Origin of the sequence: Pedobacter superstes, assembly GCF_037622515.1 — a bacterium.
GTDB classification, from domain to species: domain Bacteria; phylum Bacteroidota; class Bacteroidia; order Sphingobacteriales; family Sphingobacteriaceae; genus Paradesertivirga; species Paradesertivirga superstes.
On sequence record NZ_JBBJCN010000004.1, the window covers coordinates 50,646 to 66,226 of the forward strand.

At 40.6% G+C, this 15,581-nt stretch carries 15 protein-coding genes; 3 read left to right on the top strand and 12 right to left on the bottom strand.

Annotation, left to right across the window (positions count from 1 at the left end; all coding sequences use genetic code 11):
- Positions 1 to 78: 78 nt before the first annotated feature.
- Positions 79 to 381 carry a hypothetical protein gene (locus WG906_RS12370; protein WP_339992971.1) on the bottom strand — a complete coding sequence of 101 codons (303 nt, stop codon included), beginning with the start codon at positions 379 to 381 and terminating at the stop codon, positions 79 to 81.
- Positions 382 to 1,234: 853 nt separating this feature from the next.
- On the opposite strand from WG906_RS12370, the gene WG906_RS12375 reads away from it, so the two are divergent.
- The gene (locus tag WG906_RS12375) at positions 1,235 to 2,353 is read left to right on the top strand and encodes a glycosyl hydrolase 53 family protein (protein WP_339992972.1); all 1,119 of its coding nucleotides are present in this window, start codon (positions 1,235 to 1,237) and stop codon (positions 2,351 to 2,353) included.
- 592 nt (positions 2,354 to 2,945) lie between these two features.
- Here the strand turns inward: WG906_RS12375 and WG906_RS12380 are convergent.
- From WG906_RS12380 to WG906_RS12410, 7 genes are all read right to left on the bottom strand, one after another.
- The gene (locus tag WG906_RS12380) at positions 2,946 to 3,818 is read right to left on the bottom strand and encodes a hypothetical protein (protein ID WP_339992974.1); all 873 of its coding nucleotides are present in this window, start codon (positions 3,816 to 3,818) and stop codon (positions 2,946 to 2,948) included.
- Positions 3,819 to 4,339: 521 nt separating this feature from the next.
- Entirely contained in the window at positions 4,340 to 5,245 is a 906-nt protein-coding gene (locus WG906_RS12385) for an NmrA family NAD(P)-binding protein (protein ID WP_339992975.1), read from the bottom strand.
- 41 nt (positions 5,246 to 5,286) lie between these two features.
- Positions 5,287 to 6,414 carry an NtaA/DmoA family FMN-dependent monooxygenase gene (locus WG906_RS12390; RefSeq protein WP_339992977.1) on the bottom strand — a complete coding sequence of 376 codons (1,128 nt, stop codon included), beginning with the start codon at positions 6,412 to 6,414 and terminating at the stop codon, positions 5,287 to 5,289.
- Positions 6,411 to 7,451: an LLM class flavin-dependent oxidoreductase gene (locus WG906_RS12395; RefSeq protein ID WP_339992978.1), complete on the bottom strand. Its 1,041-nt coding sequence runs from the start codon at positions 7,449 to 7,451 to the stop codon at positions 6,411 to 6,413. Before WG906_RS12395 ends, WG906_RS12390 begins: the two co-directional genes overlap by 4 nt.
- A gap of 4 nt (positions 7,452 to 7,455) precedes the next feature.
- On the bottom strand, positions 7,456 to 7,878 hold the full coding sequence (locus tag WG906_RS12400; RefSeq protein ID WP_339992980.1) for an organic hydroperoxide resistance protein: 423 nt from the start codon (positions 7,876 to 7,878) through the stop codon (positions 7,456 to 7,458).
- A 25-nt stretch (positions 7,879 to 7,903) separates the two neighbouring features.
- A complete protein-coding gene (locus WG906_RS12405) occupies positions 7,904 to 8,647 on the bottom strand; it encodes an NADPH-dependent F420 reductase (protein WP_339992981.1) in 744 nt (247 codons plus the stop codon).
- 78 nt (positions 8,648 to 8,725) lie between these two features.
- Positions 8,726 to 9,430 (bottom strand): nitroreductase, encoded by a 705-nt coding sequence (locus WG906_RS12410; protein WP_339992982.1) that lies wholly within the window; start codon positions 9,428 to 9,430, stop codon positions 8,726 to 8,728.
- Positions 9,431 to 9,535: 105 nt separating this feature from the next.
- Here WG906_RS12410 and WG906_RS12415 point away from each other — a divergent pair, with 105 nt between their 5' ends.
- A complete protein-coding gene (locus WG906_RS12415; RefSeq protein ID WP_339992984.1) occupies positions 9,536 to 9,883 on the top strand; it encodes a winged helix-turn-helix transcriptional regulator in 348 nt (115 codons plus the stop codon).
- Between the two features lie 814 nt (positions 9,884 to 10,697).
- Here WG906_RS12415 and WG906_RS12420 read toward each other — a convergent pair.
- Complete coding sequence (locus WG906_RS12420) at positions 10,698 to 10,991, bottom strand: hypothetical protein (protein ID WP_339992985.1); 294 nt, start codon at positions 10,989 to 10,991, stop codon at positions 10,698 to 10,700.
- 19 nt (positions 10,992 to 11,010) lie between these two features.
- On the opposite strand from WG906_RS12420, the gene WG906_RS12425 reads away from it, so the two are divergent.
- On the top strand, positions 11,011 to 11,787 hold the full coding sequence (locus WG906_RS12425) for a PRC-barrel domain-containing protein (protein WP_339992986.1): 777 nt from the start codon (positions 11,011 to 11,013) through the stop codon (positions 11,785 to 11,787).
- Between the two features lie 557 nt (positions 11,788 to 12,344).
- Here WG906_RS12425 and WG906_RS19480 read toward each other — a convergent pair.
- From WG906_RS19480 to WG906_RS12435, 3 genes are all read right to left on the bottom strand, one after another.
- Complete coding sequence (locus WG906_RS19480; protein WP_431844482.1) at positions 12,345 to 12,533, bottom strand: response regulator; 189 nt, start codon at positions 12,531 to 12,533, stop codon at positions 12,345 to 12,347.
- A 98-nt stretch (positions 12,534 to 12,631) separates the two neighbouring features.
- Positions 12,632 to 14,794, bottom strand: a complete 2,163-nt coding sequence (locus WG906_RS12430; RefSeq protein ID WP_339992987.1) for a cation:proton antiporter — start codon at positions 14,792 to 14,794, stop codon at positions 12,632 to 12,634.
- Between the two features lie 9 nt (positions 14,795 to 14,803).
- Positions 14,804 to 15,382 (bottom strand): hypothetical protein, encoded by a 579-nt coding sequence (locus tag WG906_RS12435; RefSeq protein ID WP_339992989.1) that lies wholly within the window; start codon positions 15,380 to 15,382, stop codon positions 14,804 to 14,806.
- Positions 15,383 to 15,581: the final 199 nt, after the last annotated feature.

Genomic DNA, 15,581 nt, shown 5'->3' on the forward strand with positions numbered 1-15,581 from the left:
TATTAGTTATAAAGTTTCCACCACACTTCCGCAAGTCAGCATTGCTGAGCCAAAATAGGGCTCTTAATTTCCTTTTCGCTACTTAACAAGGATGCTTTTTTCATCGGGCAGGTGGGTTGATATATTTGTTTTATACTCATTCTCTGCCTTAGCAAGAGTGAGCATTTCGTTAGCCAGCTTTGTTAATGCATCCCTTTGAGCCGCAAGATTTTTAGCAGATGCTATTAACCCGGTAGTTTTTGATAGGGTGATTTTACTTCCTTGTGATTTTAAACTGTTTAAAGCAGTTTTCAATTCTTCAGCCTTAGCTGCGGCTGCATCTGACTTGCCGGAAGCCAGTGGATTTAAGCTTGTTTCAGATATAATCGCCAGTCTTTTCATTTCAAACCTAATTAGCAACAGTTACTTATGGAAAAAGTTTATCATCTGATATGTCGCTTCAAATCGCATCTTGTCCTTCATATCTTTAAATAACGCCTTTCTGGTATCATCTGTTAATTCGGGTTCTTTGATGGTGACTATGAGTAATTCAATTGGGGGGTGCAAGTCATGATTTAACAGGATTGCTTTACATCCGAAATGCACCCTTACAGGAAGTAAGCTGGACGAAGAAATACCTGCAAAATCTCAGACTTTTAGCCCAAACGAACCTTCCGCCTGATGCCAAAATTATTGATATTGGCGGAACGGAGGAGACAGTTTACTTGTCGACCATTTTTTTAACTTCGCTATGAAGACATCACTATTCTTGATATTTCAGAAATCATTAGAAAGCGTTCCAAGTGTTCAAAGTATTCCCGCGCAAGGTACTTTTAAATTCTGTAAAACCTTGCAAGGTAGTTAACTTGCAAGGTTTTTTCTTTAGTGATAATAGCAAAGCAATAAGTGATATTGATATCGCCGTTTATGTTCAATAATTTAAAAGGAGCTCACTGGAAGCACCTTATGTTGAAATTAATTACTTGTTGGGTATCGTTCATGGCAATTTGTTGTTGTCAAAATTGAAAATACAAAGCATAAGCTTAGATGTGGCTCCTTCTCATCTAAGGGAAAACTTAACATCGCTACCAGTTAACGGCGGTCATTTATCGTGCGTATTACATTCTTCATCAGTCCAAATACATTATACCGCTATAACTTCAATCAATTTTGCAACAAAAGCTTATTTGATGCTCTTGGAAAAGAAAAACATAGATTTTGTATCTTTCGGAAGGAAACATATATCAACCACATTATGAAACCACTTCTTAAAATTTTCATTAATCCATCAATACTAAGCATTCTGCTATCTTTTGTTTCATCCGGTATTTTGGCTCAATCCCTTCCTTACCAGAACGATTATGCCTTCGGACTTGATCTGTCTTTTGTAAAATCCCGCGAGGATCGTGGAGAAAAATTTCGCGATATGGACGGAACACAAAAACCCGCTTTGCAGATCTTTAGCGAACATGGCTTCAATTGGGCCCGACTAATGATATGTAATGAGCCATCCCGACTTCCGCAGGATTTAAAATATGTTATAGCAGCTGCTAAAGATGTAAAGAAATATAATTACCATTTTACCCTGGATATGATGTTTAGCAATGGCTGGGCTAACCCGATGTTGCAGCCAACGCCATCATTATGGGCAAGCATGACGCATAAAAAAAAGGTAGCGGCCGTATATGAGTATGTACATCACGTTGTCTCCTCCTTAAAGGCTGAAGGCGTTTTGCCGGAGATAATTCAGATAGGTAATGAGATAGGTAATGGTTTTTTATGGCCGGACGGACGTATAAATTACGCGAAGCCAGCTGAGAGCAGATGGGAAAATGTTGCAGATTACCTTAAAGCCGGGACAATGGCTATAAGGGATGTGGATGGTAAGGAAAAAAAAGTTAAAATTATGATTCACGTTGACCATGGCGGCGATCAGGAATTCTCCAGGACATTTTTTGACTATATGAAGAAATTCAAGGTCGATTACGATGTCATCGGATATTCTTTCTATCCATGGTCGCACGGCACTTTAATGGATTTAAGAGACAACCTGAGAATGACCGCATTGCGTTATGGAAAGGAGATCATTGTCATTGAAACAGGTTACTACTGGAAAACAAATTCATCCCACGAGAATGTCGCTTTCCCATTTCCTGAAACTCCTGAGGGGCAGAAAGAATGGTTTCAGGCAGTCAATGATATAGTCATGAATGTGCCCAACGGGCTGGGAAGAGGCGTGTTCTGGTGGGAGCCGATGATGCGGGGCAGAGGCTTTTTTGACGATGAAACACGTATCGCCAAACCTATCCTGAAGTCTTTCGAAAAATATGCATTCCCCCTTCGCAGGGCCGACAAACAAACAAGGATACAATAAAAGTAACATAACTCAGAAGCATACCTTAATTCGTGGGGTGTTCAAAGATAGTCTGCTATGTGGGGATGGTCATTTAGAACCGCTTTTACAGATCCTACCTTCTACGATAACGTGCTGAAAATCAAAGAGAAAGTGCTGCTTTTTTATGAGCAGCCCTTTCGAAGTTCGTACAATTTTCCATTTAGTAAACCAAGCCGGAGTAATGTCGAACCATTTCATTGAAGATTTGACGCGAATCGCTGTCTTAAGTGATTTTAAGGCATGTTAAGCGTAATCAAAGCCGGATAAAGTCGAACCGCAGCGGCATTGCTCTGTTTTTAAGTACCACCTCATTTGTTCAATAGTGCATACTGCGTAGGCATTTGCACATATAATGTGTGAAGATTGCTTGTTACAAGGAATGGACGGAGATTTATGCTTCGAAGAACCGATCGTTTTCTTGAGACTAGGATATAAGGTTATTCTATTCGAAATAACAACCTCAATTTAACCCGGTATTAAAGTGTTCCAAGTTGGGAACTGTCAAGAAGTTAAGTTCCTACCGTGCCGAGTTGGTAAGTATATTATAACAACGCACGAAAAAGTAAGATTTCTACTTTTTCTTTGAGAAATCGATTTTCTTCGCATAGGCTTTTTTGATTTCGATCAGTATCACGCCATTCGCAGCTTTAGATCCGTAAAGCGAAGTTGCCTTTTCATCCTTTAATACCTCTAGTTTTTCTATCCATTCAGGTGGTATCTTACTTAATTTGGCTGCGTCTATGACACAACTTTTTCTATCAGCATAAACTAAGTACAAAGGCTCTTGATTTACAGATATAGTTGATATTCCACCTAAGATAATGCTGGGTTCAATTGCCAGTTTAATCACCATACCGTCGTCTAGATGAGCCTCCATCCCGGAATAGCCACTCAACTCAAACGTATACGCAGTTGCTACAGTTCCTTCCTTAATGCCTAACTTAAATTTACCGGTGCTATCTGTTAAGGCCAGCACATTTTCGAAACCCTTCTGCCTGACCTTCACCCCTTTCAATGGTTTACCGGTCCGATCATCCACCACTATCCCGCTAATGGTATCCAGCACTACCGGGGCTTTAATAGCAGACTCAACAGAAGCCGGAAGTAAAGCAGATGCTTGATCGCTATTTACCACTAGTGGTCTCAATTCGTTTGCCAGTGCCGGTGTAACCACAATTGCGCCCATAGCAAGAGGAAGTAACCAGTGCCAACTAGCTTTTGGAGGTAGCATCACTAAATCACGATTAAGCTGACTGGCCAACATGCGTCCACAAACATTTTCCTTTTTCTTTTTAAAAAATTGAATAAGCTCTTCATCCGATTTGGAAGTGAGGTCTACGATATGTTTTTCACAGCTTTCACAAAAACGCCCTGCGCTGGTTAGCAGCATGTCATCCCAGCGCTCTGAACAGGGATTGCTCAATATCAACTTTAGTTTTTTCAACTTCAGGTTTTAAACAAAGATGCACCAATTTACAATATTCCATAATCTGTTTGTAGGATATTCAATAGGGTAACATTAAAAGGTTTTACAAAAAACAAAAACCCCTCTCTACGTACTGTAAAGAGGGGTTTGTACCAAAGCCGTACTAATGTCGAACCATTTTATTGAAGATTTGAAGCAAATTGCTTCATTAAATGATATGACGGCCTATTAAGGCAAATGAAACCGGAGGAGGTCGAACCGCACTGCTGTTCCTGATTTTCAAGTATGAAATGGACTAATACTCCATTTCTCATTCAGAGGGTCGTTTTTCTTTCGTTTTTTGGGACAACTGCTATTCTCTTGTATATTATCAATTCACAGGTTTTGAAAATAAAATTTCCTCGGGAGGCATTTACACATACCAACCAAAGCAAGTATCGTTTAAACCGCAGAAATATTAATCTCGTGATGGTTCATATCCAATACATCCTAAATTTTGCTCAGGCAAAATGTTTCGTCTGTGAGCAAAAGTAGATCTGCTATTTTTGATTAGCCGAAGCTACAAGTACTTCTTTATTTTCAGCCAGATACTCCCGAACTGTTTTTGCTGGTCTGCCAAGGATGTACGGAATATCATTTTGGATCATCGACATATAGGACATTCTACCATCAAGCATTTGCCTGACAAATTCGATGTTTGCGCTTGCGTACCAACTGTCAGCACCGTTAGCTATCCATGCTTCTATCAGTTCTGTAAACTCTTCAAGGCCTTTTTCTTCGCACTTAATTTCAAGCCCGCTTACCTCACTCATCAACTGGGCGATTTCCTTTCCATTATGGCTCTCTACACTCAACCAATAATCTTTACCGCCGTGCCGCCCAGGTCCGTCCACAAGAACTTTTGCCGCAACGGCAGCTATATCACTTGAAGCAATGAAACCTACCCTGCGATCTTCCCAATAAGTGGTGTAGGTGAGATTTTTTGGCAAGTAAGCACTTGTAAGGGCTTCCATAAACATATTCGGATGGAGGTGTGTCCAGGCAATACCGCTCGCCTCAATGTATTTTTCGATCATCTGGTGCCAGGCAAAGTGAGCGTCTGTAGTATCCCACTCAGCAAATACGCCCACATGTACAATATGACTAACGCCTGCTTTTTTCGCAGCATCCACTAACGTTTTACTCTGCGTGAGCATGCCAACCGTGTACCCTGTTAAAAGAAATACTCTATCAACACCGGCAAGAGCAAATGCAAATGTTTTCGGATCATCAAGGTCAAGAAACTTGCAGTCTTTCCCTTCCGTTACCATTTGCTCTACCTCGTTCCGCTTACGGGAAGTGATCCGAACGTTAACAGGTTTATCTTCGAGGTCTTTAACCAGTTGACTCCCGATTGTTCCGCTGGCACCTATGATGAGTACCGTTGGATTTTGCTTATTTTCCATTTGGGTTAGCTTTTTATTAAAATCTTAATGTTTAATGATCTTTATCCTACTTTTCTAAATGCTGGCTTCGGAATCTCCAGATGTCCTCTTAAGGTATCCCCCTCATACTCGGTCTTAAAAACACCACGCTCCTGTAAGATCGGAACCACCAGTTCGATAAAATCCCTCAATCCGTGCGGGTGGTCCTGCCTGACCATCAGCATATCCATCGCACCGGATTCATACCATAAAGCTACCTGAGCGGCGACCCGCTCTGCCGAACCAAAGAAGAGCGGTACCGGTATGCTGTTCCTTGGACTAAATGCCAGCAGTTGCTTATATTTAGCCACCGCTTCTTCATCGGTATTGCCTACTATAGGGTTTTGGCTGGTGATCACTACAAAGTCTTCCGGGCGACGTCCTTTCTCGGCTAACCGTGCCCTTATGCCATTTGCTACTTGCATAGTATCTTCCATCGTTTGCCCATGTATAAAGGCCCCGTCGGTAAAGCTTGACGCATGATCCATAAAGGTGCCCGAACTGCCAGCGGTATAGAGTACCGGCCTGCCCTGCACCGAACGGCTCAGGTTTAATGGTCCCGCGACTGAAAAATACTTTCCCCGGTAATTCAGCGTATGCATTTTGTTGGGGTTCAGGTACACTCCCCGTTGTTTATCGCGAATGAAAGCATCATCTTCGTAAGTATCCCAAAGGCCGATCAGAATCTCCATAAATTCCTTGTTCATCGGGTATTGATCAGCCTTGGTTAAATGACCTCGACTGAAATTGACCATACCGCCGGGATTGGAGGTAACTGCGTTAACAGAGGCCCGACCTTTACTAATCTTATCGAGCGACAAAACCTGCCTGGCCACGTTGTAAGGATCAGTATAGGAAGTAGCAATTGTGGCTGATAAACCAATCTTTTCGGTTTTCGTGCTGATGGCCGACATGATAGTCATGCCCTCGAACATGCTTAGGTAATGTGGGATATTGCCCGCACCAACATGGCTGACATCGACCAGGAAAAGCGTATCAAATTTTGCAGCCTCGGCAAGCTGCGCTTGCTGGATATAAAAGTCTATATTCTCACTGGCGTCCGAGGGAATGTCCGGATGCTGCCAGCCCACAAAGTTCCAGCCGGTGCCATCAATATTTGCAGCCAGCTTTAATTTTTTTCTTTCGCTCATTTTGAAACTGTTTGATGAGCACGAGAAGCTTCTGCGTTGACATCATTCATAACTTCTGAAAAAAGCTGAATCGACTTTATCCGGTCTTCCTGGCTATGTGTAGGGGTTACAACGATCAGTTCATCTACTTTCGTGTCGTTCACAAATGCCTGAACCTGCTCTTTTACGGTTTGTTTGCTACCTATAAAGGAGTATTTCAGCATTTGATGCACTGCAGGGTGTTGCAGCATGCCTCTCAATTCCTCCGTCATGGCAGTTGGCGGATGCAGTGCAGTTGTGGTTCCGGTTAGTACCCCAACAAACATCCTTATCAGCGTGGTAAATAAACGCTCGGCTTGTTCATCTGTATCTGCAACAAATACATTGATCCCCGCTATGGTATAAGGGCTTTCTAAAGCTGCAGATGGTTGGAATTCTTCGTGGTAGATGTGCAGGGCGTCAAGTAAATGCGTAGAGGCAAAGTGGCTCGCAAATGCATAAGGCAAGCCTTTCTGGGCTGCTAAGTGTGCGCTGTCAGTGCTAGATCCTAATATATATAGGGGTACATCAGTCCCTTCGGCGATAGCTGCCCTCACTTTTGAACCACTATTACCGCGAGAAAAGTAATTTTGAATTTTCTCAATTTCTTTAGGGAAAGAATGAGCAGCCAGCATGAAATCTGACCGGATAGCCTGGGCAGTTGCCGTGTCTGTACCCGGTGCCCTGCCCAAACCCAAGTCGATGCGGCCGGGATACAAATGTGCCAGGGTGCCAAACTGCTCAGCAATCACTAAGGGCGAATGGTTAGGGAGCATAATGCCGCCCGAACCCACTCTGATGGTTTCGGTGTTTCCGGCCACGTAGCCTATCAGTAGTGCCGGCGCATTACTGCCGACATGTTCCGAATTGTGATGTTCGGCAAACCAGATCCTCATATAACCCAACCCTTCTGCTTCTTTGGCCAAAGCCAGGGAATTGTTCAGCGTTTGTTTGATGGTACTGCCCTCGGGCACAAGTGCCAGTTCTAAAATGGAATAAGCAATATCTTGTGGTTTCATTATTTTAACTATTTGTTGTAACAAGGCTTACCTCGATGTTATTCCTGGTGGCATTGGAATAGGGGCATACCTGATGTGCACGTTCAGTAAGTCGTTGCGCTTCTTCAATAGAAACATCTGAAATATTTACCGCAAGTTCAACTGCCAGTCCGAATGCACCACCTTCGAGAGGGCCGATTGACACTTTTGCAATGACTGAAGTTTTGCCAGTTTTTGCTTTTTCTAAGCGGATGGTATGGTTTAGCGCACTATCAAAACAAGCAGCGTAACCTGCTGCAAATAATTGCTCTGGATTAGTGTATTCATCATTTGCACCTCCCATTGCTTTGGGTGCTCTTACCTGTATATCCAAAACGCCATTATCACTTTTTACCTGGCCCTCTCTACCTCCGGTAGCTGTGGCAACTGCTGTGTATAGAACTTTCATTGTTATTTGTTGTTAGATTTTCATTCTACTTTTTACCCATCTGTAATTCACGGTTTCCAGCTAAGATTTCTTCATAGGCAGGCCAGGTACCTTTACTCTTCAGTCTATCCATGATCCGATCCCGGATGGCTGGAGCTTTTCCTTTTTCAGCGTCAGCAAGTGCCTGTTTTAATTCTGTTTCATTTAGTTCCGTACAATAAGCCGGGGTGCCTGGCTGCTGCAGCCAGGATTCGGCCAGACTTCCGGCATCCACGGTATCAAAACCTGTAAGATCAACCAATTGAGCGACTACTTTTTTATGTTCCTGGTTATCCCCAGCTATAGAGATTGCTATTCGATCGTCTGCACCGGCTGCTTTGCCTTTATGTTTCAAGGTATATTCTAAAATGTTATTAAACACCTTAACAAGCGGGCGATTCAACATTCCGGAAATATATTCGCTTTCGGACATCTGCTCTAATTCTGCTATCTCACCATCCCTGAAAGGATAGTAGTTCGAAGTATCCATAACTACTACATCCTGAGGTACCTCTTTCAATAAGTCGTTCGGCAGATCTTTATAAGCATTAAATGGCATAGAGAAGATGATGGCATCTACATCTTTCACAACATCTTGTATGGTTGCAGCAGTTGCGCCCAAGCTGGCAGCAATTTTTTCTAATTCAGGCATTGCCCTGGTGTTGGTTACTTTTATATAATGCCCGGCTTGAGATAATTTCTTTGCCAAAATGCTTCCTATGGAACCTGTTCCAACTATTCCTATTTTCATATCTTTCTATGTTTAGTTTCTATTTTAAACCCGTGGGTCGATTCCTTACTGGTCCGGAACACCGATGCTCCCTATATTTTATTGATGAAAAGTGACATTGTGCGAAAGTGGATCACGTCCTAATCTAAACGAATTGCCTGGCGCATCTGGGTCGGCATAGCCGAATGAAATCCCGAACAACATTTTAAGTTCGTTAGGCACGTTCAATATTTCCCTTATGGTTCCAGCGAAAAAGCCCAGCGATGTCTGCGGGATACCAGCAAGACCATGCGCTGTAAGAGATAAGAGAAACGTTTGCCCATACATTCCTATATCGCTGCCTACACGAACATTATCGCCAAAAGACGGCATGAATGGTATGGCAATATGTGGGGCATTAAAGAACTTATAATTAAGATCTGAAACTTCTTTTCGGCCTTCTTTGTTATCACGTTTAACATCAAATGCCTCATACATTGTCTTAGCCAGATTAAAGTAGCGTTCCTGGTAACGACCGTGATATTCATCCGTTTCAAAGCTAAAATCCGGCGATAACCTTCCAGCCTTGTTTGCTCTTACGAGAGCCTCCGAAAGTTCTTTGAGTTTGTCTCCTGAAACGATATGCGTTTCCCATGGTTGCGTATTGCAATTCGATGGTGCCATTTGCGCGTCTTCCAAAACGGAGGTAATCATGTCACCTGGCACTGCTGTTCGCAAAAAGCCCCGGCATGATTTTCTTAAATGCAGTACTTCTTTAAATGTATAGGTGTCTGGTTGTATTCTTTCTGATATTGCTGTTTCCATAATGAAATGTTTTATAAATCGAATATGCAAACTTCCACAAAATATGCTTTACTTTGTATAGTGCTTTCCTAAAGGAAAGCGATTTATTATTTTCAAAAGACTATTATGGCGGTAAAAAGAGGTTATAACGATTGCATAAGTACCATCAATCCGGTGCGGGATTTCCTGGATGTAATGAGCGGTAAGTGGAAACTTCCAATAATTGTGTCTATCGGTGTAGGCAATGATAGATTTGTTGATATCCAGGAAAGCATACCCGGCATTACTCCAAAGGTTTTGGCTAAAGAGTTAAAAGAGCTGGAACTGCACCAACTTATTAAAAGAACCGTGATAGGGGATTATCCGGTAAGAATTACATACACTCAGGAGCCTTATGCGGATACGTTAACGCCGATCATTTATGCAATGAGAGACTGGGGCATTAGCCACCGTAAAAAGGTACTAAGCACTTAATTAGAATAATTTATAAATCCCTGGATAATTAAGAACAAAGCATCTGATGTTTTTCACATTCTTCCTAAGTTCCTCCTCGGAATCGATAAAAGTTTCTAATCTTTTTCTTAGTCCGATGCGAAAAGCATGATAATTTGCATTATAAGGCCCCATTGTGCCTATAAGCCTCTTAATTTCTCTGCTTTGATTTACGAACTTAAAATTAAACCTTGCGTTAACTAAAATATTCTTTCGCCAGTTGTGGCTAATACTCCTCCACCAAGGTAATAAGTCATCCATACAGATGATTCAAAAGATTATCTTACCGTAAAGATCTGACCTCTACTTTGCTGCTTGTTTCTTCTTCGTTGCCCCTTCGGTTTACGATAGCAATACGACAGGTGCACGTCTGAAAGGGCGAATGTATTAGGCTTCTAATTGTGAAGAGTGGTTGAACTGATTTTGATTCGAAACGGTTGAAGAGGAGCCGTTCTAAAATTATTCACACAAACATGCTTAAGATAATAAACAAGAATCACTCGCAAATACCTCGGTCTTGCGAATGATTTGTACCCCTGACCGGGAATACTTTGAACACTTAGAATGCTTTCTAATGATTCTGGAACTCGTTATTGATGATTTGAAGGGGAAAGGATTTATAGAATGATAAAATTTTAAGGCTCGGTTGAGGAGGTTATGCTCAATAAACATCTTCTGACCGGACCAACTTTGAACCAAAAATTTGGACATTAATAAATAGGAGTTTTTGTTGTATGTAACCCTTATTTTTCAATTGCACAATTAGATTAGTGTCTGCCATCGGCTGACTTGCTATTTATTCAAAATCTGATGCGACTATAAGTTCTGTTAGTCCTATTGCAGTGCTTTTTGCATCTGAAAATGGCAGCCCTGGATCTGTTTGTCCTTCGAAACGATAATGCTTATCAACTATAAATTCTTCGGGATGGATTTGCAGGGTGTTTTCATGACAAACCAGGCAATTATCGTTCAGATTAAAGTCGACGGTATAACCTTTTTCTTTTAGATTGTTTAGCACTTTACTAACTGTAGTCATTGATTGCTCAAACAATTGGTGACGGAACTTATTATAGTATAGTATTTTAGCCAATAGTTGTATGTTAAGAAGTATGTATAGCTTAATTGGATTCACCATATGGGCAACTGATGGGGAAATAGGCAGAGTAAAGAACTTTTATTTTGACGATGAAACCTGGAAGATACGCTACCTAATAGTAAAAACGGGTAGTTGGCTATTTGGAAGAAAGGTACTGGTTTCTCCTGTGGCACTGAAAACACCTTTTTGGGATGCTGAAAGCTTCCCAGTAAATCTTAGCAAAGATCAAGTTAGAAATAGCCCGGATATCGACACTGAAAAACCTGTCTCCCGTCAGCAGGAACAAGATTTACATCATCATTACTCATGGCCATATGACGATAATTCACGTCTCGCTTCTATATCAACCGGTACGATTGGTGGAGTTATCCCTCCCTCAATGCCTTCTAAAAATAAGATTTCAGAAGAAGTTCGGAATGAAGATGATTTTTCCGATCAGGAGACTTCTGTCGCCGTTACTAACAGCGACCCGCATCTAAGGAGCTTTAAGGAAGTAGTTGGCTATAAAATCTTTACCTCTGAGCATAAAATTGGCAGAGTTGATGACTTTTTAATGGACAACGATTGGAGCATTCCTTATATGGTTATTGAAACGGGCAAGTGGCATCCTGGCAAGAGAATCGTAACAAGTACCGGAAAGGTGCAAAGAATTGAATGGAAAGACTCATCTGTATTTATTAATGAAAAGCTGGACTCGTTGAAAAACTCCTTGGAGTATGATTACACACAGCTCACTAATCAAAGTTTTGAACGGAATTTAATTGCCAGTTTTAAAAATCCAGTTTTATGAAACCCTTCAAATATCAATTCATAAACGACGCAAGATTATTTGAGATATGCCAGGACATAAAAGGCAAAGACGAACTTTATTCAATGTTCGAAGTACACTTAAAATGGAAGCCATTATGAGTACTTATATAAAAACAATGCAACGGGTGAATATACCTCTACGCCCGAGTCGCAACTAACTCCGAAAGAAATAGCTGATTTAGGTGAAGTAATCGACAAGGAATTAATTAAGCAGGATAGATAATTATTCTACTTTGAATGACTCGGCTGCCTGTAAACACATAAGAGTAAACAAATATTTTCAATCCGCTTTTTTTAATCGTGAACAATTGCGGTAAAGGGAGAATTCATCTCTTTATAAGGAACAGTTAAGGCTTCATCAAGTGAAAATTTTTCTTAAATGGAACTGAAAAAACTTCCAGAGAGTCTTTCCGCTTACTATTATCATTGAAATTATGGAGCTTTATCAAATAACCTGATACTCCTAAATTTTCAGCAATTTTCCTCTCAGTTTCTTCTCCCGATGTTGTCATTATGAATATTTCGATGTTTCTTAGCCTATCTTAATTCTCTTAAAAACTCTATGCCGTTCATCTTAGGCATATTCAAATCCAAAATGATCACTTCAGGTAGTGGTTCATTTGAAGCAAGCCTTTCATTTAACAGGTTCAAGCCTTCTAAACCGTTAAAGGCAGTACAGAGCTCATACTCAAAATCAAGTTTATTTAAAGAGCGCTGAACACTTATTACATCAGCTCATCGTCTTCTAAGTAAAATAGTATTTTATTGTTAGGTGCTTTTACAACGAATTGCGTTCTTTTTACGTTCAGATATTAATCTAATTGCTATCTAACAAAGATTGTTCTCAGGATCTTTCCAATTTTACTTAATGGGCTTTTCCGAGCAATAGGTCCTATAAGAGAAGAGTCTGATTGCAAAATATCTTCCATATTTGGATTCTGATCCAATTGTTTGGGATATAAAATCATAAAACTATTGGCTTGAAAATAAGAACTAAGATAATAAGGTAACTTCTCAAGGTATTGATTGTATGAAACGTTTCCTTTCCTGGAACTAATGATTACAAATAGGTCATTCGCTTTTAGTTCGCGACTAAAAATCAAAAAATCGTCCCAATTATTAAAGTCAGTAAACTCCATTTTGGGGCCGTTAACAGTGTTTTCATAAACGGCTTTCAGTTTTGCTAATGTTTTATTTCCGGCATAGAAGGTAATCGGCATACCCGATGCTTTGGCAATAGTTGCCAATTTCTCAAACCAATGCGAAAATCCAGGTTCAAACTCCGCTTTATCAGGTACCAGAACAACAATCTTCTTTAAAGTATTTAGAGGTTGTGCCGGTTTATAAACGTAAATAGTATCCAGAATACTCTTTAAAATCTTCTCAGCAGTAGGCCCAAAGAAGGTTTGCTGATCTGCATTGTGAGGAAGTCCGATAAGAACGTCAGTGATGCTATGCTCTTTAATAGTATAAATAATTCCATGACTAATACTGATATCATATCGTGTAATTGGAATTAGTGCATTTCCTGTGGCCGAAGCATGATTCAATGCCTTTTCCATTATCTTTTTTCGGTTTGCACCTGAATTGGAAGTGCCATTTTCATCAAGAGTAACGTGGAGTGAGTAAACAGGAATATTGCTTTTATGAGGCTTGAGCATTAACCCGAAATCCACCATCTCGACGACGGTCTCGGGATAGGCCAGCGAAATGAGGACTTTCTCATTTGTAGCTGCTTTACTATGAGATAGGCTTTCTTCTTTCAAAGCGATGACTTGCGATGCTTTTTCTACAACAAATGAGCTTATGGTACAGGTTACCAAAATCATTAATACCGTTCCGTTGAGCACATCTTCGTTTAAGAGCCTGATAGGTTCCCCACTGGCAGTTTCGGCGAGAATAATGTTATAGCCAATCAGAACTATCGCTAATGTCGCACCTACACGGGCATTGCTTAATCCGAAAATAAGGCGCTGTTCATCTTGTGATAAATTAAAGGTCCTCTTGGTAAAAACAGCAGCCAGATATTTTGATGTTACAGCCACCGCAATCATTACTGCGGCAACCGTTATAGCTCCCATACCTTTGAATAAAACACTTACATCTACGAGCATCCCTACTCCTATCAGGAAAAACGGAATAAAGAAGGCATTTCCCACAAACTCAATCCGGTTCATCAAAGGTGACACATGTGGGATAAACCGGTTTAATGCAAGGCCGGATAGGAACGCACCAATGATTGCCTCTAAACCTGCAACCTCAGCCAGAAAAGAACCTAAAAACACCATTGCCAATACAAAAATGTATTGCGAAATATGATCATCGAACCGCTTAAAGAACCAACGAGCAATCACCGGAAATAACAAGAACACAATGCAGCCGAAAATAACGCAGCCGATCAGCAGCTTGATCCAAAACGAAGGGCCGATATCTCCCTTGGTCATGCCGGTCACAGCAGCAAGTACCAATAGCGAAAGAATATCTGTAACTATTGTTCCACCAATAGTTAATGTTACAGCTCTTATGCGTGCGATTCCGTATTTACTAACAATAGGATAAGCTAATAAGGTATGGGTAGATAGCATACTCCCTAATAAAATGGACGGGTAAAGGTTAAAGTTTAGTAAGTAATATGCCGCCAGACTTCCCAAAACCAAAGGAACGCTAAAGGTAAAAAGCCCAAAAACCAAACTTTTTAAGCGATTCTTTTTGAACTCTTCCATGTCTATTTCCAGACCTGCCGTGAACATAATGTAGAGTAACCCAACAGTACCAAACAATACAATACTGCTGTCGCGAAGCAACAGATTGAAACCATAAGGACCAATAACAATACCGGCTATGATTAAACCAATGATGTGTGGAATCTTGATTCTGTTGAATAGAATCGGCGCAAAGAGAATGATAAACAGAACCAGGGAAAAGATGATAACCGGGTTCTTTAAAGGTAACGAGAAGTCGACAGCAGACAATAAGACCATATTCATAATTCAATCCTATAGTTTTTCAGCTTTGAGAGTAAATACAACCCTACAATTTCCAGTTCTGTCGATTACCCGTTGTCCTTCCATTAACTTGTCATTCGTATCATGAGGATTTAATACAACACTCATTTCTGTATGGGCATCGGGAGGTGGCACTGCCGTAAGATTTAAACTATTTTCTCTAAAAAATCCAGAATAGGTTCGAATTATTTTTTTATTGGAAATAGCTTTAATTATCACCCTATTATTTTGATATGCTATATTCCACTGTTCTGTTTTTGTATCCCCTACTGCGTATCCTTCACAAGTTGTTTCAATGCATTGCATAGTTATTAACCAACTACCTACAAGTTTAGGGTTGTATACCCCAAGGGTATCATCATTATTTTTTAAACTATCTAGTCGCTGCTCTCGTTTTGACAGATCCTGCTCTTTTAATTTTAACTGTTGATCGAGATTGAGTAGCTTCTTTTCTTTTAGCTGTAACTCCTTTTCTCTCAATTCCAATTTCTTTTGACTGTTACTTTTACCACATCCCGAAAAAAGGACAAGGGCTAAAAGAAAAAGACTGAAAAATGTTTTTTGGTACATCTGATTGCAATTATTATTTCAGTGAAATACCTAATTGTGGTAAGAAGGTAATGGCGAAATGATTCTTAGTACTAACGTTTTTTTATCAAATAGGTTTATCGGGAGTGATTGACTTCAGTGTAGAAAACAAAAAAAGAAGTGTGCAGGAAAATGAGGAGGATACCGAAAACACTGAAAGAGAGCTGCAAAAGGCAAAGGA

Excerpts from the sequence above, each read along its gene's own strand:
- WG906_RS12370 (WP_339992971.1), bottom strand. The coding sequence starts at position 381 with ATGAAAAGACTGGCGATTATATCTGAAACAAGCTTAAATCCACTGGCT.
- WG906_RS12390 (WP_339992977.1), bottom strand. The coding sequence starts at position 6,414 with ATGAGCGAAAGAAAAAAATTAAAGCTGGCTGCAAATATTGATGGCACC.
- WG906_RS12395 (WP_339992978.1), bottom strand. The coding sequence starts at position 7,451 with ATGAAACCACAAGATATTGCTTATTCCATTTTAGAACTGGCACTTGTG.
- WG906_RS12375 (WP_339992972.1), top strand. The coding sequence starts at position 1,235 with ATGAAACCACTTCTTAAAATTTTCATTAATCCATCAATACTAAGCATT.
- WG906_RS12425 (WP_339992986.1), top strand. The coding sequence starts at position 11,011 with ATGTATAGCTTAATTGGATTCACCATATGGGCAACTGATGGGGAAATA.
- WG906_RS12405 (WP_339992981.1), bottom strand. The coding sequence starts at position 8,647 with ATGAAAATAGGAATAGTTGGAACAGGTTCCATAGGAAGCATTTTGGCA.
- WG906_RS12430 (WP_339992987.1), bottom strand. The coding sequence starts at position 14,794 with ATGAATATGGTCTTATTGTCTGCTGTCGACTTCTCGTTACCTTTAAAG.
- WG906_RS12410 (WP_339992982.1), bottom strand. The coding sequence starts at position 9,430 with ATGGAAACAGCAATATCAGAAAGAATACAACCAGACACCTATACATTT.
- WG906_RS12415 (WP_339992984.1), top strand. The coding sequence starts at position 9,536 with ATGGCGGTAAAAAGAGGTTATAACGATTGCATAAGTACCATCAATCCG.
- WG906_RS12435 (WP_339992989.1), bottom strand. The coding sequence starts at position 15,382 with ATGTACCAAAAAACATTTTTCAGTCTTTTTCTTTTAGCCCTTGTCCTT.
- WG906_RS12400 (WP_339992980.1), bottom strand. The coding sequence starts at position 7,878 with ATGAAAGTTCTATACACAGCAGTTGCCACAGCTACCGGAGGTAGAGAG.
- WG906_RS12385 (WP_339992975.1), bottom strand. The coding sequence starts at position 5,245 with ATGGAAAATAAGCAAAATCCAACGGTACTCATCATAGGTGCCAGCGGA.